This window comes from Mycolicibacterium vinylchloridicum, assembly GCF_013404075.1.
Classification (GTDB): domain Bacteria; phylum Actinomycetota; class Actinomycetes; order Mycobacteriales; family Mycobacteriaceae; genus Mycobacterium; species Mycobacterium vinylchloridicum.
Map to the genome: position 1 here is coordinate 1 of NZ_JACBJQ010000003.1, position 23,961 is coordinate 23,961.

At 66.8% G+C, this 23,961-nt stretch carries 21 protein-coding genes; 8 read left to right on the forward strand and 13 right to left on the reverse strand.

Annotation, left to right across the window (positions count from 1 at the left end; all coding sequences use genetic code 11):
• Positions 1-178 precede the first annotated feature (178 nt).
• Genes HPC46_RS03635 through HPC46_RS03645 form a run of 3 tightly spaced genes read right to left on the reverse strand, consistent with a single transcriptional unit; the run spans position 179 to position 3,340 of the window.
• On the reverse strand, positions 179-1,354 hold the full coding sequence (locus tag HPC46_RS03635) for an acyl-CoA dehydrogenase family protein (protein ID WP_179466908.1): 1,176 nt from the start codon (positions 1,352-1,354) through the stop codon (positions 179-181).
• Positions 1,351-2,448 carry an acyl-CoA dehydrogenase family protein gene (locus HPC46_RS03640; RefSeq protein WP_179466910.1) on the reverse strand — a complete coding sequence of 366 codons (1,098 nt, stop codon included), beginning with the start codon at positions 2,446-2,448 and terminating at the stop codon, positions 1,351-1,353. Before HPC46_RS03640 ends, HPC46_RS03635 begins: the two co-directional genes overlap by 4 nt.
• A gap of 4 nt (positions 2,449-2,452) precedes the next feature.
• The gene (locus HPC46_RS03645; protein ID WP_179466912.1) at positions 2,453-3,340 is read right to left on the reverse strand and encodes an alpha/beta hydrolase; all 888 of its coding nucleotides are present in this window, start codon (positions 3,338-3,340) and stop codon (positions 2,453-2,455) included.
• Positions 3,341-3,475: 135 nt separating this feature from the next.
• On the opposite strand from HPC46_RS03645, the gene HPC46_RS03650 reads away from it, so the two are divergent.
• Together HPC46_RS03650 and HPC46_RS03655 are read left to right on the forward strand one after the other, a co-directional pair.
• Entirely contained in the window at positions 3,476-5,419 is a 1,944-nt protein-coding gene (locus HPC46_RS03650) for a flavin-containing monooxygenase (protein WP_179466914.1), read from the forward strand.
• Positions 5,420-5,428: 9 nt separating this feature from the next.
• Positions 5,429-6,454 carry an alcohol dehydrogenase catalytic domain-containing protein gene (locus HPC46_RS03655; RefSeq protein WP_179466916.1) on the forward strand — a complete coding sequence of 342 codons (1,026 nt, stop codon included), beginning with the start codon at positions 5,429-5,431 and terminating at the stop codon, positions 6,452-6,454.
• Positions 6,455-6,457: 3 nt separating this feature from the next.
• Here the strand turns inward: HPC46_RS03655 and HPC46_RS03660 are convergent, their stop codons facing one another.
• On the reverse strand, positions 6,458-8,095 hold the full coding sequence (locus tag HPC46_RS03660; protein WP_179466918.1) for an amidohydrolase: 1,638 nt from the start codon (positions 8,093-8,095) through the stop codon (positions 6,458-6,460).
• Between the two features lie 102 nt (positions 8,096-8,197).
• On the opposite strand from HPC46_RS03660, the gene HPC46_RS03665 reads away from it, so the two are divergent.
• The 3 genes from HPC46_RS03665 (at position 8,198) to HPC46_RS03675 (ending at position 11,996) form a co-directional block, all read left to right on the forward strand.
• On the forward strand, positions 8,198-9,184 hold the full coding sequence (locus tag HPC46_RS03665) for a glycoside hydrolase family 6 protein (protein ID WP_179466920.1): 987 nt from the start codon (positions 8,198-8,200) through the stop codon (positions 9,182-9,184).
• 143 nt (positions 9,185-9,327) lie between these two features.
• Positions 9,328-10,518: an alpha/beta hydrolase gene (locus HPC46_RS03670; protein WP_179466922.1), complete on the forward strand. Its 1,191-nt coding sequence runs from the start codon at positions 9,328-9,330 to the stop codon at positions 10,516-10,518.
• 59 nt (positions 10,519-10,577) lie between these two features.
• The gene (locus tag HPC46_RS03675; RefSeq protein ID WP_179466924.1) at positions 10,578-11,996 is read left to right on the forward strand and encodes a WS/DGAT/MGAT family O-acyltransferase; all 1,419 of its coding nucleotides are present in this window, start codon (positions 10,578-10,580) and stop codon (positions 11,994-11,996) included.
• Here HPC46_RS03675 and HPC46_RS03680 read toward each other — a convergent pair.
• The 4 genes from HPC46_RS03680 to HPC46_RS03695 are packed head-to-tail and all read right to left on the reverse strand — an operon-like array spanning position 11,993 to position 16,598.
• Positions 11,993-12,919 carry a DUF4436 family protein gene (locus tag HPC46_RS03680; protein WP_325096558.1) on the reverse strand — a complete coding sequence of 309 codons (927 nt, stop codon included), beginning with the start codon at positions 12,917-12,919 and terminating at the stop codon, positions 11,993-11,995. The genes HPC46_RS03675 and HPC46_RS03680 overlap by 4 nt on opposite strands.
• Entirely contained in the window at positions 12,912-14,198 is a 1,287-nt protein-coding gene (locus HPC46_RS03685; protein ID WP_179466926.1) for an alpha/beta hydrolase, read from the reverse strand. Before HPC46_RS03685 ends, HPC46_RS03680 begins: the two co-directional genes overlap by 8 nt.
• A complete protein-coding gene (gene fadD12 / locus HPC46_RS03690) occupies positions 14,167-15,792 on the reverse strand; it encodes an acyl-CoA ligase FadD12 (RefSeq protein ID WP_179466928.1) in 1,626 nt (541 codons plus the stop codon). Before fadD12 ends, HPC46_RS03685 begins: the two co-directional genes overlap by 32 nt.
• Entirely contained in the window at positions 15,792-16,598 is an 807-nt protein-coding gene (locus HPC46_RS03695) for a 1-acyl-sn-glycerol-3-phosphate acyltransferase (protein WP_179466930.1), read from the reverse strand. Before HPC46_RS03695 ends, fadD12 begins: the two co-directional genes overlap by 1 nt.
• Before the next feature lie 89 nt (positions 16,599-16,687).
• Here HPC46_RS03695 and HPC46_RS03700 point away from each other — a divergent pair, with 89 nt between their 5' ends.
• A complete protein-coding gene (locus HPC46_RS03700) occupies positions 16,688-17,470 on the forward strand; it encodes a crotonase/enoyl-CoA hydratase family protein (RefSeq protein ID WP_179466932.1) in 783 nt (260 codons plus the stop codon).
• Between the two features lies 1 nt (position 17,471).
• Here HPC46_RS03700 and HPC46_RS03705 read toward each other — a convergent pair whose 3' ends face one another.
• The 3 genes from HPC46_RS03705 to HPC46_RS03715 are packed head-to-tail and all read right to left on the reverse strand — an operon-like array spanning position 17,472 to position 20,505.
• Complete coding sequence (locus HPC46_RS03705) at positions 17,472-18,521, reverse strand: acyl-CoA dehydrogenase family protein (RefSeq protein WP_179466934.1); 1,050 nt, start codon at positions 18,519-18,521, stop codon at positions 17,472-17,474.
• Positions 18,518-19,678: an acyl-CoA dehydrogenase family protein gene (locus HPC46_RS03710; protein WP_179466936.1), complete on the reverse strand. Its 1,161-nt coding sequence runs from the start codon at positions 19,676-19,678 to the stop codon at positions 18,518-18,520. The genes HPC46_RS03705 and HPC46_RS03710 overlap by 4 nt, the downstream gene beginning before the upstream one ends.
• A complete protein-coding gene (locus tag HPC46_RS03715; RefSeq protein WP_179466938.1) occupies positions 19,675-20,505 on the reverse strand; it encodes a PaaI family thioesterase in 831 nt (276 codons plus the stop codon). The genes HPC46_RS03710 and HPC46_RS03715 overlap by 4 nt, the downstream gene beginning before the upstream one ends.
• 62 nt (positions 20,506-20,567) lie before the next feature.
• Here HPC46_RS03715 and HPC46_RS03720 point away from each other — a divergent pair, with 62 nt between their 5' ends.
• On the forward strand, positions 20,568-21,092 hold the full coding sequence (locus HPC46_RS03720) for a dihydrofolate reductase family protein (RefSeq protein WP_179466940.1): 525 nt from the start codon (positions 20,568-20,570) through the stop codon (positions 21,090-21,092).
• Here the strand turns inward: HPC46_RS03720 and HPC46_RS03725 are convergent.
• Positions 21,082-21,714: a TetR/AcrR family transcriptional regulator gene (locus HPC46_RS03725; protein ID WP_179466942.1), complete on the reverse strand. Its 633-nt coding sequence runs from the start codon at positions 21,712-21,714 to the stop codon at positions 21,082-21,084. The two genes, HPC46_RS03720 and HPC46_RS03725, sit on opposite strands and share 11 nt — an antisense overlap.
• Entirely contained in the window at positions 21,715-21,852 is a 138-nt protein-coding gene (locus HPC46_RS03730; RefSeq protein ID WP_005142681.1) for a hypothetical protein, read from the reverse strand.
• Positions 21,853-22,114: 262 nt separating this feature from the next.
• Here HPC46_RS03730 and HPC46_RS03735 point away from each other — a divergent pair, with 262 nt between their 5' ends.
• Positions 22,115-23,944 (forward strand): acyl-CoA dehydrogenase, encoded by a 1,830-nt coding sequence (locus HPC46_RS03735; protein ID WP_179466944.1) that lies wholly within the window; start codon positions 22,115-22,117, stop codon positions 23,942-23,944.
• Positions 23,945-23,961 lie beyond the last annotated feature (17 nt).

Here is a 23,961-nt window from a genome sequence, read left to right on the forward strand (position 1 = left end):
TTCACGCATTGACCAACCAGCTCCTCATCTTGACCACCAGCAAACCGGGAGACAGCGTCAACACACGCGCACTCATACGCGAGGCAGTCAAACCTCCTACGCGCGCATCTTGACATGAGGCAACAGGAAGCGACCTGGGGATAAACCCGAGACTGGGGACAACCGTGCAGCGCAAGGCCTAGTGAGGCAACTCCCGGAAGGCCGTATTGCGGTATGGCTCCGGTTCTTTCGGCAGGCCGAGCACGCGCTCGCCGACGATATTGCGCTGGATCTGGTCGGTGCCGCCGCCGATCGACGTGAAATATGCATTCAACGTGCGGAAGGTCACCGCATCCCCGACCGGATTGTCCGGACCGGTCAGCATCGACTCGGGACCGGCGACTTCGGTTTGGACCTTGGCCGTCTCGTGCAGAATCCGCGACATCGCGATCTTGCCCAGCGCCAACAGGGTGGCGGCCTCGGCCCGATCCGTGGTGGCCTTGGCCCGCGCGGTGTTCCACCGGTTCACCGCCGCGTACGTCTCGACCCGGGCGATCTCCTGCCGGATGAACGAATCACCGAGTTTGCCTGCACGGCGGGCCATCTCGATCAGACTGTCGGCGTCGGCCTGCGGCTTGCGGGCCGAACGCGCTGTGCGGGCCAGATCGCCCATCAGTCGTCGCTCGTATGACAACGCCACCTGCAGCACCGACCAGCCGCCGCCAGGTTCACCAACCAAGTTCGCGTCGGGCACACGCGCACCGGAGATGAACACCTCGTTGAATTCCGACTCGCCGGTGATCTGGTGGATCGGGCGAACCTCGACACCGGGCTGGCGCATCGGGAACATGAAGAAACTGATTCCGTTGTGCTTGGGCACATCCCAATCGGTGCGGGCGACCAGCAGCCCGTAGTCGGCTGTCTTGGCGAACGACGTCCACACCTTCTGGCCGTCGATCACCCACTCGTCGCCGTCCCGCTCGGCGCGGGTGCGCAACCCGGCCAGATCCGACCCGGCACCGGGCTCGGAATACAGCAGACACCACTTGGTCTCGCCGCGGATCGAGGGTGGGATCAGTCGATGCTTCTGCTCGTCGCTGCCCAGATCGTGCAGCGTACAGGCGAACAGATTCGCCCGGTCATGCCCTGTCCCCGGAGCACCCACCGCCGCGAATTCGGCTGCCACGATTCGGGATTGCGGATCGCTGAGACCGCGGCCCCACCACTGGGGTTCCCAGCTCGGTACGGCCCAGCCGGCGTCGAACACCAGCTGCGCCCAGCGGCCGCGGTCGATCTCGGCATCCCAGTTGTCCGCCAGCCACTGGCGGACCTCGTCGCGCACCTCGTCGTCGGTCGCTGTGCTTTCGTCGGTCACTGTGCCTCCCGTAGCCGCACGTAGCGTTCCCGGTGACACGCCGGATCGCCGAACAACTGGGCGTCGGTCCGCGCCCGCCGCAGATACAGGTGCGCCGGGTGCTCCCAGGTGAAGCCGATCCCGCCGTGGACCTGGATGCTGTTCGCCGCAATGGAAACGAATGCCTCCGAGCAATATGACTGTGCGGCAGCAAGATCAGCGAACCGGCCAGGATCGCCGGCGTCGAAGACCGCGGCCACGTGCCGGGCCGCAGAAGTCGCCGACTCGGCTTCCAGCAGCATGTCGGCGCACATGTGCTTGATCGCCTGGAAGCTCCCGATCGCACGCCCGAACTGGAACCGGGTCTTGGCATAGTCGGCGGCCATCCGCATCGCGTGCATCGCGCCGCCGGCCTGCTCGCCCAGCAACGCCACCGACGCAAGATCCAGCGCCTTGTCGAGTGCGGCGGCGCCGCCTTCCAAGGTGCCGACCAGCCGAGCCGGGCTGTCGTTCAACACGATCCGGCCCTGCTTGCGGGTCGGATCGACCGTCGACAGTGCGCTGATCTGGACGCCGGGCCCGTCGGGCGCGACCGCGAACACCGCATCCCCGGCCAGGACGTAGATGCGCGCGGCGATCGTCGCATCGAGCACGTAGGTCTTGGTGCCGGAAAGTCGCCACTCGAAACCGGCTGGGGCAGCGACGGTCTTCGGCTTCTCCGGCGGGAGGGCCGAACCGGGTTCGGCGAACGCCACCGTCGTGATCAACTCGCCCGCGGCGATGCGGGGCAGCACATCGGCCTGTTCCTTGGCGTCCCCGAGCGCGAGCAGGAGGTGAGTGGTCAGGAGAGACGACAAGTACGGCGCACAGAGAAGGGCCCGGCCCATCGCCTCCATGGCCAACCCGACTTCCACCGCACCTGCACCGGAGCCACCGAACTTCTCGGGTATCGCAAGCCCAAGTAGACCCATGGCGGCCAGCTCGGCCCAGACCGACGGGTCGTATCCGGAGTCGGTCGCCATCAGTCGGCGCACCTCGGCCTCCGGCGAGCGCTTGGCCATCAGCTCGGCGACCGCGTCGGCCAGATCCCGCTGCTCGGTGCTCAGCGCCGCCATGGACTCAGCCTCCGAAGCTCTCGCGCAGGCTGTCGCACTGGCTGTAGAAGAACGCCGTCGAAATATCGGCCTTGGCGACAATCCCGTCGAAGCCGTGGAACGCGCCGGGCACCACGTGAACCTGGCACGGCACACCCGCGGCTCGCAGCCGCTCGGCATAGTCGAGGTCCTCGTCGTGGAACAGGTCCAGCGTCCCGACCCCGAGCCAGGCCGGCGGTAGCCCGGCGAGATCGGTTCGACGGGCGGGCGCGGCGACCTCGGGGTCGGCGCCGCCCAGATAGGCCTTCCAGCCGAACGCGTTGCTGGCGGGGTTCCACAGCCGGTGACCCGCGTCTTCGAGGTGGCTGCCGACGCTGCGGTCGTCGATCATCGGATAGACCAGCAGCTGGAAGACGGGCTTCACCCCGTCGTGGTCGCGCGCCCACAGCGCCAGCGCCGCCGTCAGGCCACCGCCCGCGCTGGCCCCACCGATCGCGATGCGATCCGGATCGACTCCGGGCAGCCGTGCCAGCCATTGCAGCGCGTCGTAGCAGTCCTCCAGCGGCGCGGGGTACGGATGCTCGGGTGCCAGCCGGTAGTCGACCGAGGCCACCGTGATGCCCAGCTCCTTGACGAACCGGCGACACAGAACGTCGTCCTGGGCCGCGGTGCCCAACACATACCCGCCGCCGTGGATCCACAGCAGTGCCGGGGTCGTCGTCGCGGTGCCGGTGGGCCGGTAGAGGCGGACGCCGACGCCCGACTCCAAGGTCAGCACCTCGACGCCGTCGTTGTCGGGTCGCTGCAGTCCGGTCAGCCGCCGCAGGATCGGCAGCGTCCACGGATAGATCAGCTTGCGCGGAGTGAACCGCGCAGCACTGCGCAGCTCGGGATGGATGTCGGTGTTGGCCACGCCGACCAGTATGGCAACCCGGCATCCGGGTAGGACAGGACCTTGATCCACGACGGCGGGAGACAGTATCGTGGTGACGGCAATTACGGAACGCTGCGTAGCGTAATTGCCCTCAGCAGTGAGAGGACACCGTCAATGTCGACCAATCCCTATGCGGGGCAACCCTTCACGTCATCTGACGACGAGATTGCCGCTGCGTTGGAGCAGGTCAGCATCCCCACGATGCTGCTGTCCCTGGTGCACATCACCGGTGACCCGCGTTTCATCCGTGATTTCAAGCAGGCCGGCGTCTTCCTCAACGAAGTCCAGGGCTTCATGTCCGAGGAGGACAAGGCCAAGGCCCGTGCGCTGGCGCTGCCGGTCATCGCCGACTACCGCGACCGGGGCTGCCCGGGGCCGGTGCCGCTGAGTCCTGAGCTGATCTCCGAGATGCTGGACTGGGCGGCGTGCGAGCACGTCGACGACGAGTACCGGCCGATGGTGCTGGAGGAGATGGACCTCGAGGACGTCGACCCGCGCCGCCCCGTCGCACTCGACCCCGCGGCGGCCGCCGACTTCCCGGTCGTCGTGATCGGCTGCGGCGAATCGGGTCTGCTCGCCGGCATCCGGCTCAAGCAGGCCAACATCCCGTTCACCATCGTGGAGAAGAACGCAGGCCCGGGCGGAACGTGGTGGGAGAACAGCTATCCCGGTGCCCGGGTCGACGTCGCCAATCACTTCTACTGCTACAGCTTCGAGCCGAGCAACGACTGGTCGCACTATTTCGCCGAGCAGCCCGAGCTGCGCGCCTACTTCGAAACGGTGCTGGCCCGGCATGATCTCGACGCCAATGTCCGCTGGGAGACCGAGGTGGTCTCGGCGACCTGGAGCGACGACGACGGCATCTGGCTGGTGATCGTGCGCGGCAAGGACGGGACCGAATCCAGCATCCGGGCCCGGGCCGTCATCACCGCCGTCGGCCAGCTGAACCGGCCGCACCTCCCCGACATCGAGGGCGCCGACACCTTCGAGGGCCCGGCCTTCCATTCCGCAGCGTGGGACCACTCGGTCGACTTGACTGGTAAGCGCGTCGCGCTCATCGGCGCCGGGGCAAGCGGATTCCAGATCGCGCCGGCGATCGCCGACCAGGTGCAGCACCTGACGGTCTTCCAGCGCACCGCACAGTGGATGTTCCCCAACCCGATGTACCACGACAGCGTCGGCGACGGTGTGCGCTGGGCGATGAATCACCTTCCGTACTACAACCGTTGGTACCGCTTCCTGGTGATGTGGCCGGGGGCGGACAAGGGTCTGGAGGCGGCCCGCTCGGATCCCGACTACACCCACCCTGACGACCCGAACTATGCGGTCAGCGAGATCAACGCGGTGGCGCGTCTGATGTTCACCGACTGGATCACCACTCAGGTCGGCGACGATTCCGAGCTGCTGAGCAAGGTGCTGCCGGACTATCCCGCGACGGGCAAACGCACGTTGCAGGACAATGGAACCTGGCTGACCACACTGCGCCGCGACGACGTCGAGCTGGTGCGCACGCCGATCGAACGCATCACCCCCCACGGTGTCGTCACCGCCGACGGAGTGACTCACGACGTCGATGTGATCGTGTACGCCACCGGATTCCGCGCCACCGAGGTGCTGTACCCGATGTCGATCACCGGCCGTGACGGGGTGGACCTGCGTGCCACGTGGGGTCAGCGGCCGGTGGGCTACCTGGGCATCACCGTGCCGCGATTCCCGAACTTCTTCATGCTCTACGGCCCGGGCAACCATCTGGCGCACGGCGGCAGCTTGATCTTCAACTCCGAGCTGCAGATGCGCTACATCAACGCCTGTTTGGCCGACATCATCGAGAATGGCTGGGAGGCAATCGAACCCACTGTTGCGGCCACCGAGGAATGGCATCGGCGGCATCAGGCCGAGATCAACACGATGGTCTGGGCGCATCCCTCGATCGAGCATTCGTACTTCAAGAATCCCGATGGTGAGATCCACACGGTGAGCCCATGGCGGCTGCCGGTGTACTGGAACGCGGTGCGTGCCCCCGAGTGGTCGAATTTCGTTGTGACGAAAGGGAAGTGAGGGACGATCATGCGCGCGGTACTCATCGACACCCCAGGATCGGTCCGGGTCGACAACTGGCCCGACCCGGTTCTTCCGGGGCCGGACGGGGCCATCGTCAAGGTGACCGCGGCCGCCATCTGCGGTTCGGACCTGCACTTCTACGAGGGTGACTATCCGCTGTTCCAGCCCGTCTCGCTGGGCCACGAGGCCGTCGGCACGGTCGTCGAGGTGGGGCCGGATGTCCGTACGGTGACCGTCGGTGACCATGTCATCGTGTCCTCGGTGGCCGGCTGCGGCGCTTGCGCCGGATGTGCCACCCAGGACCCGATCCAGTGTGCGTCGGGCCCGCAGATCTTCGGCTCCGGTGTGCTCGGCGGGGCGCAGGCCGAACTGATGGCCGTCCCGGCCGCGGATTTCCAGCTGCTCAAGATGCCGGAGAACATCAGCACCGAGGCGGCGCTGCTGCTCACCGACAACCTGGCCACCGGGTGGGCGGCCGCCCAGCGCGCCGATATCCCGGTCGGCGGCACCGCGGTGGTCATCGGTCTCGGTGCGGTCGGCCTGTGTGCCGTGCGCAGTGCGCTATTCCTGGGGGCGGCAAGGGTATTCGCCGTCGACCCGGTCGCGCAGCGGCGCGACCGGGCGGCGAAACTGGGCGCGATCGCGATCGCGCCGGCGGCCGCGCCCGCGATCATGGAAGCCACCGGTGGTACCGGCGCTGATTCGGTCATCGACGCCGTCGGCAACGACACGACGCTGGACGACGCGATCGCCACGGTCCGGGCCAGGGGCACGGTGTCGGTGGTCGGGGTGCACAACCTCAACCCGTATCCGTTCCCCGCGCTCACCGGCCTGCTGCGCAGCCTCACCTTCCGGATGACGACGGCACCGGTCCAGCAGACGTGGCCCGAACTGATCCCGCTGCTACAGAACGGCCGCCTCGACGTGGACGGCATCTTCACCACGAACCTGGCGCTGGAGGCGGCCGCAGAGGGCTACGCCGCCGTGGCGGCGCGCGGCGGTGAAGTCGTCAAGGTCATCCTCACGCCGTAGCGCTCAGGCGCGGTAGACGGTGACACCTTCCTTGATGGTTTCCACCACGTGGATGTCCTTGATCCGCATCGGGTCCACCTTCAACGGGTTGCCGTCCAGCACAACGAGATCGGCGAGTTTTCCGACCTCCAGTGAACCCTTGGTGTCTGCCTCCCGGTACTGGCGCGCGGCGTTGATCGTGATGGCCTTCAGGGCCTCCAGCGGGGTGACGCGCTGGTCGGCACCGATGGTTTCGCCGCCGCGCGAGATTCGGTTCACCGCCGTCCACACCACGAACATCTGATCCAACGGGGTGACGACGAAGTCGGTGTGGTTGGTGGGGGCCAGCCCGAGGTCGATCGCCGCCCGCATCGGGGACAGGAAGTCCGCCTGCGTCTTGCCGCGCAGCCGCACGTGCGCATCGCCGAAGTAGAACGTGTGCGGGGTGAAAAACGACGGAATGATCCGGTATTCGAGGTAGCGCTGCAGCTGGTCTCGCCGAACGAACTGCGAATGCACCATGACGGTTAGACGGTCCCTACCGAGATCGCCCGCGGCGGCGAACTCGTGTGCCGCGAGCGCTACGTCGATGGCCGCGTCCCCGTTGGCGTGGATATCGAGCGGCAGCCCGAGATCGTAAACCTGCTTGAACCAGCCGTTGACGGTGTCCTGGGAGAACCCGAGCTCACCGCACCAATTGTGCTGACCGTCGGGTCCGTCGACCAGATAGGGCGTGGTGAAGTAAGCGGTGCGGCCCTGCGGCGAGCCGTCCAGGGTGACCTTGACCCCGCCGAGCTTGACCCGGTTGCGGTAGCTGCCGAATGTCGCCGCCGGATGGCGCCTCAGCACGTCGTCGAGTTCGAGGATGAAGGGATACGCCACCACGTCGATCAGCGCGGCGCCGCCGTCCGCTGCCCGGTAGATCAACTCCACGTCGGCAGCGTGTGTGGCGCCTTCGTGCGCTGTGGTGATACCGGCTGCGGCGTAGAGAAGCTGACCGGCCTTGCTCCAGGCGATCTCCTGCGACGGTGTCGGCTTGGGCATGGCGGCGAAGATCGGCAGGAACGCGGTCTCCATCACCAACCCGTCGGGCTCGTTGGAACCCTCTTTGCGTACGATCACCCCGCCGGGCGGGGTCTCGGTGTCCTCATTGATGCCGAACATCCGCATCGCCGCCGAATTGAGCACCGCGCCGTGCATCGAAACATGGCCGACCAGAACCGGATTGGCGGGGAAATCGATGTCGAGGTCTTCCTTGTGCAACGTGCGGCCACCCGGCATCAGAGTGTCGTCGTAGCCATACGCGACGATCATCTCGCCGGGTGGTGTCCGATGGGTATCCCGAAATGACCTCAGTGAATTGACGATTGCTTCGACATCGGCACCAGGCCCTGCCGGTGGCGCGAAGACGTTCACCTGGTTGGCCACGGTCAGCGAGTTGATGTAGTGGCTGTGCGGATCGAGGAATCCCGGCAGCAGTGTCGCTCCGTCGAGGTCGATCAGCTGGGTTCCCGGCCCCCGATGGGCTGTCAGCAGATCGGCGCCGTCACCCACCGCGGTGATACGCCCGGCTCGCACGGCCAACGCATTCGCCGACGGGTTGTGATCGTCGATCGTGACGATATCGCCACCGGTGTAGATCGCATCGGCGTACTCGGCCATCGCGGCCTCCTTCAGGGTCGCCTCAGTCCAGCGGCGTGCTGTCGGGTCATTGTCGCCGACGGTTGGCGTTTATTGACCTGCGGCACTAGTTTTTCTTCGGTGATGTCCTCTGCTGCCGGTGTGGTTGCCCGGTGGATTGCTCCTTTTCTGACGGTCGCGGTCGTCGCCGGGATGGTTCTGTCCACCGGCCCGCAGATCGCGCCGGCCATCCGGCTGGCCGACGATGCTGCGCCGATCGGAGGGTCGCCGTTCTACGTGGACCCGAACTCGGCGGCGATGCGCGCGTCGAAGGCCAACCCGGACAGCCCTGAACTGGCCTATATCGCGAACACGCCCCAGGCCTACTGGATCGACAACCTGGTCCCGGCCGCGGCGGTGAGCCGGTACCTCACCGGCGCCTGGGCTGCGGGCGCCATGCCCATGCTGGCCATGTACTCGCTCCCGAACCGCGACTGCGGAAGCTTCGCCTCGGGTGGGCACGGGTCGGGTGCGGCCTACCGCGGCTGGATCGACAGCGTCGCCGCCCAGATCGGCGGCGGACCCGTGACGATCATCCTCGAGCCCGATGCCCTCGATATGGCCGACTGCCTGTCGGGCGACGCGCGCCAGGAACGATTCGACCTGATCCGCTATGGGGTCGACACCCTGACTCGTAATCCGGCGGCCGCGGTGTACGTCGACGCCGGGCATTCGCGCTGGCTGCCCGCCGAGGAGATTGCCAACCGGCTCAATCAGGTCGGCATCGCCAACGCCCGCGGTTTCAGCTTGAATACTTCGAACTTCTTCACCACCGACGAGGAAATCGGTTACGGGGAAGCGATTTCGGGGATGACGGGCGGCAAGCCGTACGTGATTGACACGTCCCGTAATGGCAATGGACCGGCCGACGGCGAATTGTATTGGTGCAATCCGAGCGGCCGCGCGCTCGGCGTCCAACCCACCACCGCCACCGGCAACGGTCACATCGACGCATTCCTCTGGGTCAAACGTCCCGGAGACTCCGACGGGTCGTGCGGACGTGGCAATCCCGGCCCCGGCAACTTTGTGAACTCGTTCGCCATCGAGCTGGCCCGCAACGCTGGTCACTAGCACGCGTTATTGACGCGTTCGGGCAAACGCCCGCTTCAACGGCATGCCTTGTAGCACCACAGTTCTGCCTGGTATGTAGCAAAGCAGTGAACATTCCGAAGAATTTGTCGTTTCCCACCGGTGGGGCGGGGTACGCTGCCGCAATGATCCCGTGGAAGACGGCTCGGTGGCTGATGCAGGCCGGACCGGCCGACTACCTGCTGGCGATGAGTGTTGCATCGGCCCAGCTGCCGATTGTCGGCAAGCATCTCGAGCCACTGGGCGCCGCGACGGCGATGAGTGTCTGGGGTGCCCGACAGATGCCGGAGCTCGTCGGCGCGGCCGCCAGGTCGTGGCTGGCACCGAATGCCGGTGAGACACGCAAGGCGCAGCTGGAGAGCACCCGAGAGGTGGCCGAGGCCGGGCTCCGCGGTGTCGTGGCCGCTGAGGATCTGCAGATCGAGTGGCCGGCACCGGAGAAGACACCGCCGGTTCTGAAGGCTCTCGAACATCGCAAACATCTCTATCGCGGATCGGTCCGCTACGGCGACCACCCGTCGCAGCTGCTCGACGTCTGGCGTCGCGAGGACCTGCCCGCCGAACCAGCCCCCGTCATGGTGTTCCTCCCCGGCGGCGCCTGGGTGCACGGCAGCCGGATCATCCAGGGCTACGCCCTCATGTCGCACCTGGCCGCCCAGGGTTGGGTGTGCCTGTCGATCGATTACCGGGTCGCGCCGCACCACCGGTGGCCGCGGCACATCCAGGATGTCAAGGCTGCGATCGCCTGGGCCCGCGCCAACGTTGACCGCTACGGCGGCGACCGCAATTTCGTTGCGGTGGCCGGATGTTCGGCTGGTGGCCACCTCGCCGCACTGGCGGGCCTCACGATCGACGACCCTGAGTACCAGGCACACCTTCCGCAGGATTCGGACACCGCCGTCGACGCCGTCGTCGGCATCTACGGCCGCTACGACTGGGAAGACCGCTCCACTCCCGAGCGCACCCGCTTCGTCGACTTCCTCGAACGGGTCGTCGTCAACAAGAAGCAGAGTCGCCACGGCGACCTGTTCCGCAAGGCGTCGCCGATCGCGAGGATTCATCCCAAGGCGCCGCCGTTCCTGGTGGTGCACGGCTCCGGTGACAGTGTGATCCCCGTGGCGCAGGCCCAGGCATTCGTCGAGCGGCTGCGCTCGGTGTCCCGCTCGAAGGTCGGCTACGTCGAATTGCCCGGTGCCGGGCATGGTTTCGACATGACCGACGGCGCCCGCACCGGTTCGGTCGCCACGGCAATCGGCCTGTTTCTCAATCAGATTCGACGTGATCGCGCCCTCATGTCCACCAAAGAGGTCATCTGAGCCCGCACCGGTTGTAATGTCCCGGCTGGGAGGTTGCACCGGGTGAAGAGGGTTCAGCGATGAAAAGACTGCGTGGCTGGGATGCGGTGCTGCTGTACAGCGAGGCGCCCAATGTGCACATGCACACCCTCAAGATCGCGGTCATCGATTTGCAGGGCATCGGTGACCGCAGCTTCGGCGTCGAGGAGTTCCGGCAGGTCATCCGAGGCCGGCTCTACAAGCTCGACCCGTTCCGCTACCAGTTGGTGAACATCCCGTTCAAATTCCATCACCCGATGTGGCGGGAGAACTGCGACGTCGACCTCGACTACCACATCCGCCCGTGGCGGGTGAAGGAGCCGGGTGGGCGTCGCGAGCTCGACGAGGCGATCGGTGAGATCGCCAGCACCCCGCTGGACCGCAGCCGGCCGCTGTGGGAGATGTACTTCGTCGAGGGACTGGCCAACGGTCGGATCGCGGTCGTCGGCAAGATCCACCACGCCCTGGCCGACGGGGTCGCCTCGGGCAACCTGATGGCACGGGGGATGGACCTGCAGAGTGGCCCTGATCCGGATCAGGAGTTTCCGACCGACCCCGCGCCCGCTCGCGGTGAACTGGTGCGCTCGGCGTTCACCGACCACTTCCGGCAGCTCGGCAAACTGCCCGGTGTCATGAAGTACACCTACGACGGCATGCGCCGGGTGCGGCAGAGCAACCGCAAGCTGTCACCCGAACTGACCATGCCGTTCACCCCGCCGCCGTCATTCATGAACCACATGCTCAATCCCCAACGTCGTTTCGCCACCGCGACATTGGCGCTCGCCGAGTTCAAGGAGACCAGCAAGCTCCTCGGCGTGACGATCAACGATCTGGTGCTCGCAACGGCCGCCGGAGCGCTGCGCACGCTGCTGCTGCGCTACGACGGTAAAGCGAATCACCCGCTGCTGGCCTCGGTCCCGGTGAGCTTCAACTTCGACCCGGACCGGGTGTCGGGCAATTACTTCACCGGCATGATGGTCGCGGTGCCCGTCGACGTCGAAGATCCGCTGGAGCGGGTCCGCCAGACCCACGATGCGGCCGTGCTCGCCAAGGAGAGTCATCAACTCGTCGGGCCGGAACTGGTCAGCCGGTGGTCGACGTATCTGCCGCCCGCGCCGGCTCAGGCATTGTTCAAGTGGTTGTCCACCAGGGACGGTCAGAACAAGGTGCTGAATCTGCCCATCTCGAATGTGCCGGGCCCCAGGGAGCACGGCCGCGTCGGTGGCGCTCTCGTGACCGAGATCTACTCCGTCGGTCCGCTGACCGCAGGCAGCGGGCTGAACATCACCGTGTGGAGCTACGTGGACCAGCTCAACATCTCGGTGCTCTCCGACGGCTCGACCGTACGCGACCCGCATGAAGTCACCGACGCCATGCTGGCGGCGTTCTCCGAAATTCGTTTGGCCGCAGGGCTTTCCGGTGAGCTGGCCGTCGTGGAAACCGCCATGGCGCAAGCCTAGACCGGCTCCTCGACGACGCCATCGTCGTGTTCGCCCTCGGTGGTTGCCTCTTCCTCGGCGCGTTCGATGCTCCGCTGATGCCGGAAACCCCAGACGATGCTGGAGATCAACGCGATGGAGATGACGGCTTCGGCGATGAAGAACGAGCCGAAGTCGATGAGCGACCCGATCGGCGGACTGCCCGGAACCGCGTTGCGCAACGGGATCAGCGCGAAGAGGATGGCCGCCATCATCGAACAGGCCGGGAAGATCAGACCCCGGCGCCAATGCAGGACGTAGAACGCCGCCACCACGGCCCCGAGCGCCAGGCCCAGCATCAGCACCATGACGAAGACCGCGAAGATCAGCGTGGGCATGCTCCGGTAGACCCCGAGGTTCACCACGGCGCCGCCGTTCGGTGCGGTGTCCGCGGTCGTGGTGATCCCGAAGAACGGGTCGGTGTTCAATACCGTTAGACCGACCGGCAATTCGTCACCGTCGGCACCCAGGGCGTGCACCTCGAGGCGGCCGGAATAGCGATCGAACGGGTAGTCGGTGACGGTGCCGACGATGGTGACGCGCTGTTCGATATCCGGGGCGGAATCGCCTGCTTTGATCTCGGCCCGCCAGGTGCCGATTGCGGCGGTGGTGACGGTCGTGTCCTGGGCGAAGTTGCCGCGCGGATCGACCAGTGTTCCGTTCGGGAGGACATCCATGATGGTCACCGAAAGGGCTTGTGTCGTCGCATCGACGCGCGTGATCCAGACCGTGACGTCGACGCGGTTGGGGTTGTCCGGGTCGCCGAAATAGGTCTCCTGGTTGGTGCTCTCCCGGCTGGAGATGTACCCGCTGACACTGAGGCCGATCACGGCGGCCAGGGCGAGAAACGCGATCGCGAGCCTGCGTAGGCCGATATCGCGCACCCGCCGGATGTGTCTACGCACAAGGCCTATTCTTCATCGCGCTGGCGTATACCCACGACAGAAATTGCGCAACTGCTTCGGCCGAGTTGTATGCCCGCGGTGAGGAGAAGATGTCGAACGCGTGCTGAGCTCCGGGTAATTCGGCATACACCACCTCGGATTTCGACACCTCGCGCATCTGCTCGACGAATTCGCGCGCCTCGCCGACCGGGATGATGGAGTCATCTTCGCCGTGCAGGATGAAGAACGGCGGGGCGTCCGCCCGTAGCCGGCGGATGGGCGATGCGGCCGTGTAGATGTCGCGGAACCGGGTGAACTGGCGCTTGACCACGATGCGTTCGAGGTAGCCGATGAACTCCCGGCGGCCTTCGCCCCGGGTGGTGAACCAGTCATAGCGGCCGTATACCGGGACAGCGGCCACCACCGAGGTGTCAGCGTCGGCGAAACCGGGTTGGTACTCCGGATCGTTGGGAGTCAGTGCGGCCAGCGCGGCCAGGTGGCCGCCGGCCGAGCCGCCGGTGATGGCCACGAAGTCCGGGTCACCGCCGTAGTCGGCGATGTTGGCCTTGACCCATGCGAGTGCCCGCTTGACGTCGACGATGTGGTCGGGCCACGTGTGCGCCGGACTGACCCGGTAGTTCATCGCCACGCAGATCCAGCCGCGGTCGGCGAGGTGGCTCATCAGCGGGTAGGCCTGCGGTCGGCGCCAGCCGAAGACCCATGCGCCGCCGGGGACTTCGAGCAGCACCGGCGCCTTACCGTCGCGCGGCAGGTCCCGGCGGCGCCACACGTCGGCGAGGTTGGCCCGGCCGTGCGGGCCGTACGTGACGATATTGCTTTTCTCCACGTACTGCCGTCGCGACCAGGTGGTCCGCCACGCGCTGGGCCGCCCCGACGGGGACGGCGTGCTCGGCAACGTGCCCAGGACGTCGGTGAAGTCCTCGCCGAGACCCTCCACCAGCGCGGCGGTCAGCACCCGGCGGGACGTCGTGACGTTGCGGCGCTGGATCGCCGCCAGGATCGCCCACGAGAAGGCGGTCAGTGCCAGCGCCGCGATTCCGCGTCGGCCGCGGAAGTCGCCACGCAGGCCGCGGCGGACGGCGTCGAGCATCGAGCCGGCCAGGTAGACCAGCGGAACCTCCGATGTCGGCCAGCCGAACCAGAAGACCGCAAGCGTCTTGTATCCTTTGCGGCCGAGCGGGCGAAACCCGTTGGCGGCGTTGGTCAATTCGACGATCGCGCGCGCCAGTGGGCGCGGGCGTCGCAGCTTAGCCGTCAGACGTGCGAGCGATGAGTTCATTACGCAGGATCTTGCCAGTGCTGCCTCGTGGGAGTTCGGTCAGGATGGTGACCTCCCGCGGCACCTTGTAGTTGGCCAGGTTCTCCCGGACGTGAGCCTTGAGGTCGTCGGAACCCGCACTCGATCCCTCGGAGAGCACGACGAAAGCGACCAGCCGCTGACCGTACTGTTCGTCGTCGACGCCGAGCACCGTGGCCTCGGCCACCTCCGGATGTGTGGTCAGTGTCTTCTCCACCTCGATGGGGTAGACGTTCTCGCCGCCGGAGACGATCATCTCGTCGTCGCGGCCCACCACGAACAGCCGACCGGCGTCGTCGAGGCGGCCGATGTCGCCCGAGGACATGAATCCCTCGTGAAAGTCCTTGGTGCTGCCTGTCGTATAGCCGTCGAACTGGGTGGAGTTCTTCACGAAGATCCGGCCGACCTCCCCGGTGGGAACCAGGTTGAACTCGTCGTCGTAGATACGGATCTCGGTGCCGACGGCCGGTTTTCCTGCGGTGTCGGGCGCCGCCCGCAGATCGGCAGGCGTCGCGGTGGCGATCATGCCCGCCTCGGTGGCGTTGTAGTTGTTGTAGATGACGTCGCCGAACTCGTCCATGAACTTGGTGACGACATCGGGACGCATCCGCGATCCCGAGCATGCCGCGAACCGCAGTGTGCGTCCGCTGTAGCGCTGACGGACATCGTCGGGCAGGTCCATGATGCGGTCGAACATCACCGGCACCACACACAATCCGGTGGCCTTGTACTTGTCGACGAGAGCCATCGTCGCCGCCGGATCGAACTTGCGCCGGGTCACCACCGTGCACGCCATCGCCGAGGCGAACACCAGCTGCGAGAAGCCCCAGGCGTGGAACATCGGTGCGACGACCACCGTTGTCTCGCCCAGCCGCCACGGCGTGCGCTGCAGGATCGCGATGAGGTTGCCGGCACCGCCGCCAGAATGTTTGGCGCCCTTGGGAGTTCCGGTGGTGCCCGAGGTCAGCAGGATGAGCCTGCTCTTGCGGCCGGTCTTGGTGGCCTTTTGTCCGCTGTGGTCGGTGATCAGCTTCTCGACCGTGGGCGCGTCCGTCGGCTGGTCGGTCCAGGCCAGGATGCGCCCGGCCTGCGGGCGGTCTTGTAATGCCCGGTCCACCGAGGAGGTGAACTCCTCGTCGTAGATGACGATGTCGGCCTCTTCGCGGTTGACCACCTCGGCCAGCGCCGGGCCCGCGAACGAGGTGTTCAGCAGCAGGACATCGGCGCCTATGCGAGTGGCGGCGATCAGCGACTCGACGAAGCCGCGGTGGTTGCGGGCCATGATGCCCACCACCTGCGGAGTGCCGTTCGGCAATGTCTGCAGCGCGGCGGCCAGGGCATGGGCCCGCTCGTCGAGTTCGCGCCACGTCAGGGTGCCGAGCTCGTCGATCAGGCCGGGGCTGTCGGGGCGGCGGGCGGCGGCGGTCGCGAACCCGGTGGCGATGGACAGTCCCTCGTTGCGCGCGGCGGCCACCATCGCCACCGTGCGGTCCGGCCGCATCGGGGTCAGGAAGCCCGCCTTGCCCAGCGTGACGAGCGCATCGCCGATCGAGGTCAGGCGGCCCAGCAGGTCCATCAGCCGATCACCGGGAAGCGGCGTTCGGCGGCCAGCTCATCGAGCGCTTTCTGCATGACGCCGCGCACGTGGGCGTCGACAGCATGGATGTCGGGGCCCTCGCCGAACTGCTCGGTGATGTCGATCGGCTCGAGAACGCGCACGACGATCTTGGTTGGCAGTGGCACGTTGAGCGGAACGACGGCGCTCAACCCGAACGGGAAGCCGAACGAGATCGGCAGGATCTTGGCCCGCAACAGCTTGTCCAGTCGCAGTGCCTTGGCCACGCCGGTGCCGCGGGTGAGGAAGATCTGGCTCTCCTGCCCTCCGATCGCCACCGTGGGCACGATCGGCACGCCGGCGTTGATCGCAGCCTTGATGTAGCCGGTGCGGCCGTCGAAGTCGATCTTGTTCTGGGCCAGCGTCGGTCGATAGACGTCGTAGTCGCCGCCCGGGAAGACCACCACCACGCCACCGGAGCGCAGCGCCTCGTCGGCGTTCTCGTGATTGGCCCGGATGAAGCCGTTGCGCTTGAAGAAGCCGGCGGTCGGGCCGGTCAGGACCAGATCGTGACTCAGGGTGTAGACCGGCCGGTCGTAGCCGAAGTGGTCGTAGAAGCCGAGCGCGAAAACCGGCACGTCCATCGCGAACAGGCCGCCGGAGTGGTTGGACACCACCAGGGCGCCGCCCGCCGGGAAAGACTCCAGTCCGCGGACCTCACTGCGGTGGTAGAGCTTGAGGAACGGCCGCAGCACGCCCATCGTCTTCTCGACCAGACCGGGGTCCCATTTCTCCGTCTCGGTGGGTGTCGCGTCGCTGGGGCTCACACATCCTCCTAGGAATTGGAACGTGTTCTAGTTTTGTATGCTACCGGGCTCGCGACTGTTGTCGTAGGTGGATAGTTACCATTCCGGACGTGACTGAAAACGCCGTTACCGAAGAGCCCGCCGTCCTCACCGAGCGTCGCGGCCGCATTCTGATCATCACCATCAACCGGCCGAAAGCCAAGAACGCGGTGAATGCCGCGGTCAGCAATGGTCTGGCTGCCGCCATGGACGAGCTCGACGACGACGCCGGCCTGTCGGTGGGCATCGTGACGGGAGCCGGTGGCTCGTTCTGCGCGGGCATGGACCTCAAGGCCTTCGCCCGCGGAGAGAACGTCGTGGCCGAGGGCCGTGGCCTGGGCTTCACCGAACGCCCGCCGCTCAAGCCGCTGATCGCCGCGGTGGAGGGCTACGCGCTGGCCGGCGGGACCGAACTGGCGCTGGCTACCGACCTGATCGTGGCCGCCAAGGACTCCGCTTTCGGCATCCCCGAGGTCAAGCGCGGCCTGGTGGCCGGCGGTGGCGGGCTGCTGCGCCTGCCGCAGCGCATCCCGTATCAGATCGCGATGGAGCTGGCGCTGACCGGTGAGAACCTGCCCGCCGAGCGGGCCCACGAACTCGGCCTGGTCAACGTCGTGGCCGAGCCCGGCCATGCGCTGGAGGCCGCGATCGAGCTGGCCGAGCGGATCACCGCCAACGGCCCGCTGGCCGTGGCAGCCACCAAACGGATCATCACCGAGTCGCGCGGTTGGTCGCCCGAGGAACAGTGGAAGAAGCAGGCGAAGATCATGATGCCCGTCTTCGGGTCCAAGGACGCCCAGGAGGGCGCGATCGCGTTCGCCGAGAAGCGCGCGCCGAACTGGACCGGTAGCTGAGTCAGACCGCGCCGACCACGAAGTCCCACACGTCGCTGTCGGATGCCAGCGCCATCCGGCCCAGTTTCCTTGCGTGCCAGGCGGTGTCGCCGAACTCGTCGATCCAGGCGCGGGCCCGCATGGTCGCCAGCCACAGCCGGTGCTCGACCGTCACGCCGATTGCACCGTGCAGTTGGTGGGCGGCGGTGACGACGCTCGGTACGACGCGGCCGAGCGCCACCTTGGCCACTGTGACGGCGTAATCGGCTTGGGCGCTCTCGAATCCGTGGCCGGCGACGGCGGCGACGGCGAGTTCGGCGGCCGCCCTGGCGCGTTCCACCTCACCGGCCATCGAGGCGAGCGTGTGTTGCACGGCCTGGAAAGCGCTGAGCGGACGGCCGAACTGCTCACGCTCCCTGGTGTGTGCCACCGAGAACTCAACGGCCGCGTCCAGTGCGCCCAGCGACTGCACGCACCGGGCCCAGGCGCCCCGGCGTAGCAGTTCGTCGGCCGCGCCGCCGACGGTGATTGATGTCTCGGCGCCGACGGTGATCGTGTCGCGCGGCTCGCCACCGATGTTGTGCCCGTTTGCGATTGCCGCGGGCTGGGTGATCGCGACGTGAAGGTCCGGTCCGGCGCGGAGCGCCAGCACCACCGCAGCCGCGCCTCCGGCGTAGGGCACACCCGTGATCGTCGTCGCCCCCGCATCGCCGACGGCGATCGTCAGCGGACCCTCGCCGGGCACCTCGAGTCCAGCCCTGGCAGCCAGCCAGCCGGCCAGCGCATCGGTCTCCGCCAGCGGAACCGAGACGGCATGGCGGGCCAGCGCCCGCAGGACAACGGCCAATTCGGCTGGGCCACCACCGGATTCGGGGTCACTCGTCAGACGGGTAAGGCCGGCGTCCTGCAAGTGGCGCCAGGCCGTCGCGTCGAAATCGTCGGGCAGGCCGCGGTGGCCGATCCGTTCGTCGAAAGACCGCGCACCGATGTCCTCGGCCAACTGCCGCAGCTCGGCGAAATCGTCTGTGCCGCCGACTGGTCCGAAGACCCCTCCGGTCAATGCGCGGGTCACCTCAACCCCATTCCCCGGGCCACCACACCGCGCAATACCTCGTTGGTTCCGCCGCGCAGCGTGAACAGTGGTGAATGCAGCCGCGCGACATCCAGCAGTGCGGCCACCTGCTCGCGCCCAGGGCCTTCGCCGGCATAGGAGAAGAGGTCCGCGGCCAGGTCCACCGACTCCTGCTCGAAACGGGTGCCCAGATCCTTCACCAGCGCCGCCTCGTTCACCGGCGACTGCCCGGCAGCCAGCGCCCTGGCCACCGACACCGACAGCTGCCGCAGCGAGATGACCCTGGCCAGCAAGTCTCCGACGGCCGCGGCGGCATGGTCGTCGAGATCGTCCTGGGTGGCCAGGAGCCGCACCAGCGCAGTCAGCAGCGGAGCGGTGGACAGAATGCGTTCGGGGCCACTGCGTTCGAACGACAGCTCGGCTGTGACCTGGTGCCAGCCGGCACCGATCTCGCCCAGGACGTTGGCGTCCTCGACGAACACCTCGTCGAAGGTCACCTCGTTGAAGTGATGTTCGCCGGACATCATCACGATGGGGCTGATGCTGATGCCAGGTAGGTCCGTTGGGACGATGAACTGGCTGAACCCGGCATGACGGCGCTGCGGATCGACCGGGCTGGTGCGGGCCAGCACCACGATCTGATGGGCCAGGTGTGCACCGCTCGTCCACACCTTGGTGCCCGAGAGCTTCCAGCCGCCGTCGGTCTGGGTTGCCTTGGCAGCGGATGCGGCAAGGTCCGAACCGGCCTGCGGCTCACTCATGCCGATCGCCGAAAAGTATCGGCCTGCAGCAATTCTGGGCAGCAGCCGCTGCCGCTGGTCCTCGGAGCCGTACGCCAGCAGGCCGGGGGCGACCTGGCGGTCGGCGATCCAATGCGCGGCCACCGGCGCTCCCGCCGCCAGCAGCTCCTCGGTCACCACGTAGCGGTGCAAATGGCCAAGACCCTGCCCGCCGTACTCCCGGGGAATGGTCAGGCCGAGGAATCCGGCGTCACCGAGCCGTGCGCTGAATTCCTCGTCCCAGCTGGACAACCACGCGTCAACGCTGGGCTGCCAACCGAATTCGTCACGATCGGCAGACAGGAAGGTGCGAACCGAGGCGCGCAGTGCGGCCAGCTCCGGCTCGTTGGCGCACAGCGCCGCGAAGTCGACGGTCATCGGTACCCGGTCACCCGCGCGACGATCGCCACCTTGCCGTCGTCGCCGACCGCCTGCGCATCCCCGATCGCGGAGTTCCGCCCGATTCGCAACGCGGTTCCCTCGTAACGGGATTGGGCACCGGCGAAGAACGGTCGCAGGAAGTTGACCCGGATCGAGGCGGTGCGCAGCGGTTCGGCCTGCTCGTGGTTGATCGCCGCCGAGGCGACGAGTTCCAGCCCGGCGCTGCTGACGCCGCCGTGCACGATGCCGATCAGGTTGTTGATGATCGAATCCGGTCGCTGCGCCAACCGGTAGGTGCCGTCCTCGACCGGCAGCGGTTGGCCCGACATCAGGTCGGCCAGCGAGGTCTCCGGCGTGCGGATCAACGGGTCGGGCCCGCGCTGGATGGGCCCGTCGGGGCCGCCTGCGATCGCGACTGTTCGCACGGTGCCCCCGCCGATCGTGCTGCCGCGGTGGCTGAGCGTGCAGATGGCCAGCAGTGTCGCGCCGTGCGGGCCGAGCGGGCGGCTGCTGGCGACCACGGGTTCGTCAGGTGCGGCTATCAGGCTGTCGATGCCGTCGGGGCTGAGTTCGACGGTGAGCTCGCTGGACACCGTCCACTGCCCCGAGCCGCGGCGGTAGAAGTTGGCCCGGCCACCCACGTCATCGACCAGGATGGCCAGCGGCCCGACCGTCGGCATCCCGGTGAACGGGTTGACCAAGTGGCCGACCGGCATCGAGGCGACCACGGTGAACTCGGTGAAGTTCTCATCGAGGGTCTGGATGCCGAAGCGGGTGATGACACTTTCCGGGGTCTCCGGATCCTGCCCAGGGGTTGTCGTCACGCTGTGTATTCCAACATCAGCGGTTCCGGTGCTGTCGGACGGGCCGACCATAATCGGCCGACATGGCCACCGTGTACTTCACCGCGTCCAGTCTGGACGGTTTCATCGTCGACGACGCCAACAGCCTGGACTGGCTGACCTCCCGCGCGATCGACGTCCACGGCCCGTTCGGCTATGAGGCGTTCATCGCGGGAGTCGGTGCCTTGGTGATGGGGTCGGCGACCTACGAGTGGCTGCTGGCCAATACGCCGGGGGAGTGGATGTACAGCCAGCCGACCTGGGTGCTGACCCACCGTCCGCAGATCATCGCCGAGGGCCATCCGGTTCTCGCGTTCAGCGGCACGGTCTGCGACCTTCACCCCAGGCTGGTCGACGCCGCCGGCGAGCGCGACGTGTGGGTGGTCGGTGGCGGGGACGTCGGCGCACAGTTCGTCGCGGCCGGGCTGGTCGACGAGTTGGTCGTGTCGTATGCGCCGTGCAGCCTGGGGGTGGGCGCGCCGGTTCTGCCGATACGTTCGGAGTGGGCCTTGGCCGAAACCGGCGTCAACGGTGATTTTGTCTGTGCGCGTTGGCAATTCAGGAGCTGATCGTCGGCACGCCGAACTTCGTCACGAATTCTTTCGCCTTGATCAGGAATTCCAGTTGGGCGGTGACGTCGTGCAGAGGCTGCAAGCTGCGCACCGAGCGGCACAGCACCACCGCGCCCTCCATCGCGGCCAGGGTGGTGTCGGCCAGTGCGCTGGCCTCGGCGGCCTCGAAGCCGTCCCGCAGGTAGGACTCTTTGGCGGCGTCTCGCCAGCGGCTGAAGATCTCCGCGGCCACCGAGGTCAGCTGCTGCTCGTCCTCTCCGGAGCCGACCGCGGCCGCCAGTACCGGGCAGCCGGCGGTGTAATCGCTTGTGAGGAGGGCATTTTCCCAGAGCTGGACGAAGCGGCGAAGCAGGACGGTGGTGCTTTCCCTGGCGGCTTCGGCGAGGCTGGCGCTGATCTCGTGCCCGGCGTAGTCCAGCGCCTCACGCAGGATCTGGCTGCGCCCTTCGGGAAAGTGGTGATAGACCGAGCCGCGAGGCGCTCCGCTGCGCGCCAGCACCTCGTCGATGGTCACTCCGGCGGCGCCGCGTTCGCGCAACACCTCGGCGGCACTCACCAGCATCTTCGTGCGGGTGGAGCCTCGGGCTCGGCGGGCGGTACCGGTTGGCGTCTGGGTCATTCAGGCGGCGGGGGTTTCACGGAAGTGGCTACCCCGCCACGCCAGCGCACGAGCGCCCCGACCGAACAGCTGCCGGCGCTTGTCAGGCACGTGACGCGTGAACCGGTGGCCGGCGATGTTCAGCTCGATCAGCCACATTTTTCTCTCCTCGCGGGGCAGGTCGCTAGACCAACTCCATAACTATGATTATGACCATAAGATTAGAACGCTCTTAACGCAACCTCTGGGTTGACGTGAGGGTTAACGGCTGGAAAACAGTGGTGCTCAACCGGGCCCCGACCGAGCGATCCTGGCATTTGTATGATCCACATCATATTTCTGGCAGCGGGTGGATCACGCTGATCAGGCCAGCTGAACGGACTAGGCTCGGCTGCGTCGGCGACTGAGAAGGACGCATTCGATGAGCCATTACAAAAGCAACGTCCGCGACCTCGAATTCAATCTCTTCGAGCTGCTCGATCTGGAGAAAGCCCTCGGCGACTATCCCGATCTCGACGGCGACTCGGTGCGCGAGATGCTGGCCGAGGCGGCCCGACTGGCCGAAGGGCCGGTTGCCGAGTCGTTCGCCGAGACCGACCGGCATCCGCCGACCTTCGACCCCGACACCCATGTGGTGTCGCTGCCCGAGCCGTTCACGAAGTCGATGCGGGCCTGGCAGCAGGGCGAGTGGTTCCGCATCGGGCTTTCCGAGGAGGTCGGCGGCGTGCCGGCCCCCGCGATGGTCACCTGGGCGATCGACGAGCTGGTGCTTGGGGCCAACCCGGCGGTCTTCATGTACATGGCCGGACCGATCATGGCCAACATCCTGTTCCACATCGGCACTGAGCAGCAGAAGCACTGGGCGACGCTGGCCGCCGAACGCAACTGGTGCGCCACGATGGTGCTGACCGAGCCGGATGCCGGCTCCGACGTGGGCGCCGGGCGAACGAAGGCGATCGACGCCGGCGACGGCACCTGGCATATCGAGGGCGTGAAGCGGTTCATCACCAACGGTGACGCCGGCGACTACTTCGAGAACATCCTGCACCTCGTGCTGGCCCGACCGGAGGGTGCCGGCCCGGGCACCAAGGGGCTCAGTCTCTTCGTGGTCCCGAAGTTCCTGCTCGATCCCGAGACCGGTGCGCCCGGCGATCGCAACGGCGTCTATGTCACCAATCTCGAGCACAAGATGGGCCTGAAGGCGTCGGCGACCACCGAACTCAGCCTGGGACTGCATGGAAAGCCTGCGATCGGCTGGCTGGTGGGCGACGTCCACAACGGTATCGCGCAAATGTTCAAGGTCATCGAATACGCCCGGATGTTCGTGGGTACCAAGGCGATTGCCACGCTGTCGACCGGCTACCTCAACGCACTGGAGTACGCCAAGACCCGGGTGCAGGGCGCCGACATGACGCAGATGACCGACAAGACCGCACCGCGGGTGACGATCATCCACCACCCCGACGTGCGCCGCGCCCTGATGACGCAGAAGGCCTATGCCGAAGGTCTGCGTGCGCTGTACCTCTACACCGCTGCACATCAGGATCCCGCTGTGGCACAGGTGGTTTCGGGCGCGGACGCATCGATGGCCGAGCGGGTCAACGATCTGCTGTTGCCCATCGTGAAGGGTGTCGGATCCGAACGCGCCTACCAAACCCTGACCGAGTCGCTGCAGACGTTCGGCGGTTCGGGCTTCCTGCAGGACTATCCGATCGAGCAGTACATCCGCGACGCCAAGATCGACTCGCTCTACGAAGGCACCACCGCCATTCAGGCCCAGGACTTCTTCTTCCGCAAGATCGCCCGTGACCAGGGCGGCGCGCTGGCGCACGTCGTCACCCAGATCGAGAAGTTCATCGACAGCCCCGACGCCCGTCCCGAGCTGGCCCCCGCCCGCGCAGCACTGGCCGACGCGCTGGACAATGTGCGTGCCGTCGCGACCGTGATGACCGGTTATCTCCTCGGCGCCCAGGACAATGCGCGCGATTTGTACCGGGTCGGACTGGAATCGGTGGGCTTTCTGCTGGCCGTCGGCGACCTGCTGATCGGCTGGTTCCTGTTGCGGCAGGCCGAGATTGCGCTGCACACGCTGGACGGCGACCCCGATCCGCGGGAGGAGGCCTTCTACCGCGGCAAGGTTGCGGTGGCGAACTTCTTCGCAGCCAACATGCTGCCCCGGCTGGCCGCCGAGCGAAAGATCGCCGAGTCGATCGACCTGACGATCATGGACCTGAGCGAAGAGGCGTTTTAGGCGTCGGTCAAGATGGC

What these genes read in the sequence shown, in the direction of transcription:
- HPC46_RS03735 (WP_179466944.1), top strand. Translation starts at nt 22,115, where the DNA reads ATGAGCCATTACAAAAGCAACGTCCGCGACCTCGAATTCAATCTCTTC.
- HPC46_RS03720 (WP_179466940.1), top strand. Translation starts at nt 20,568, where the DNA reads ATGGCCACCGTGTACTTCACCGCGTCCAGTCTGGACGGTTTCATCGTC.
- HPC46_RS03725 (WP_179466942.1), bottom strand. Translation starts at nt 21,714, where the DNA reads ATGACCCAGACGCCAACCGGTACCGCCCGCCGAGCCCGAGGCTCCACC.
- HPC46_RS03710 (WP_179466936.1), bottom strand. Translation starts at nt 19,678, where the DNA reads ATGACCGTCGACTTCGCGGCGCTGTGCGCCAACGAGCCGGAGCTGGCC.
- HPC46_RS03655 (WP_179466916.1), top strand. Translation starts at nt 5,429, where the DNA reads ATGCGCGCGGTACTCATCGACACCCCAGGATCGGTCCGGGTCGACAAC.
- HPC46_RS03665 (WP_179466920.1), top strand. Translation starts at nt 8,198, where the DNA reads ATGTCCTCTGCTGCCGGTGTGGTTGCCCGGTGGATTGCTCCTTTTCTG.
- fadD12 (WP_179466928.1), bottom strand. Translation starts at nt 15,792, where the DNA reads ATGGACCTGCTGGGCCGCCTGACCTCGATCGGCGATGCGCTCGTCACG.
- HPC46_RS03670 (WP_179466922.1), top strand. Translation starts at nt 9,328, where the DNA reads ATGATCCCGTGGAAGACGGCTCGGTGGCTGATGCAGGCCGGACCGGCC.
- HPC46_RS03730 (WP_005142681.1), bottom strand. Translation starts at nt 21,852, where the DNA reads ATGTGGCTGATCGAGCTGAACATCGCCGGCCACCGGTTCACGCGTCAC.
- HPC46_RS03660 (WP_179466918.1), bottom strand. Translation starts at nt 8,095, where the DNA reads ATGGCCGAGTACGCCGATGCGATCTACACCGGTGGCGATATCGTCACG.
- HPC46_RS03640 (WP_179466910.1), bottom strand. Translation starts at nt 2,448, where the DNA reads ATGGCGGCGCTGAGCACCGAGCAGCGGGATCTGGCCGACGCGGTCGCC.
- HPC46_RS03675 (WP_179466924.1), top strand. Translation starts at nt 10,578, where the DNA reads ATGAAAAGACTGCGTGGCTGGGATGCGGTGCTGCTGTACAGCGAGGCG.
- HPC46_RS03650 (WP_179466914.1), top strand. Translation starts at nt 3,476, where the DNA reads ATGTCGACCAATCCCTATGCGGGGCAACCCTTCACGTCATCTGACGAC.
- HPC46_RS03685 (WP_179466926.1), bottom strand. Translation starts at nt 14,198, where the DNA reads ATGAACTCATCGCTCGCACGTCTGACGGCTAAGCTGCGACGCCCGCGC.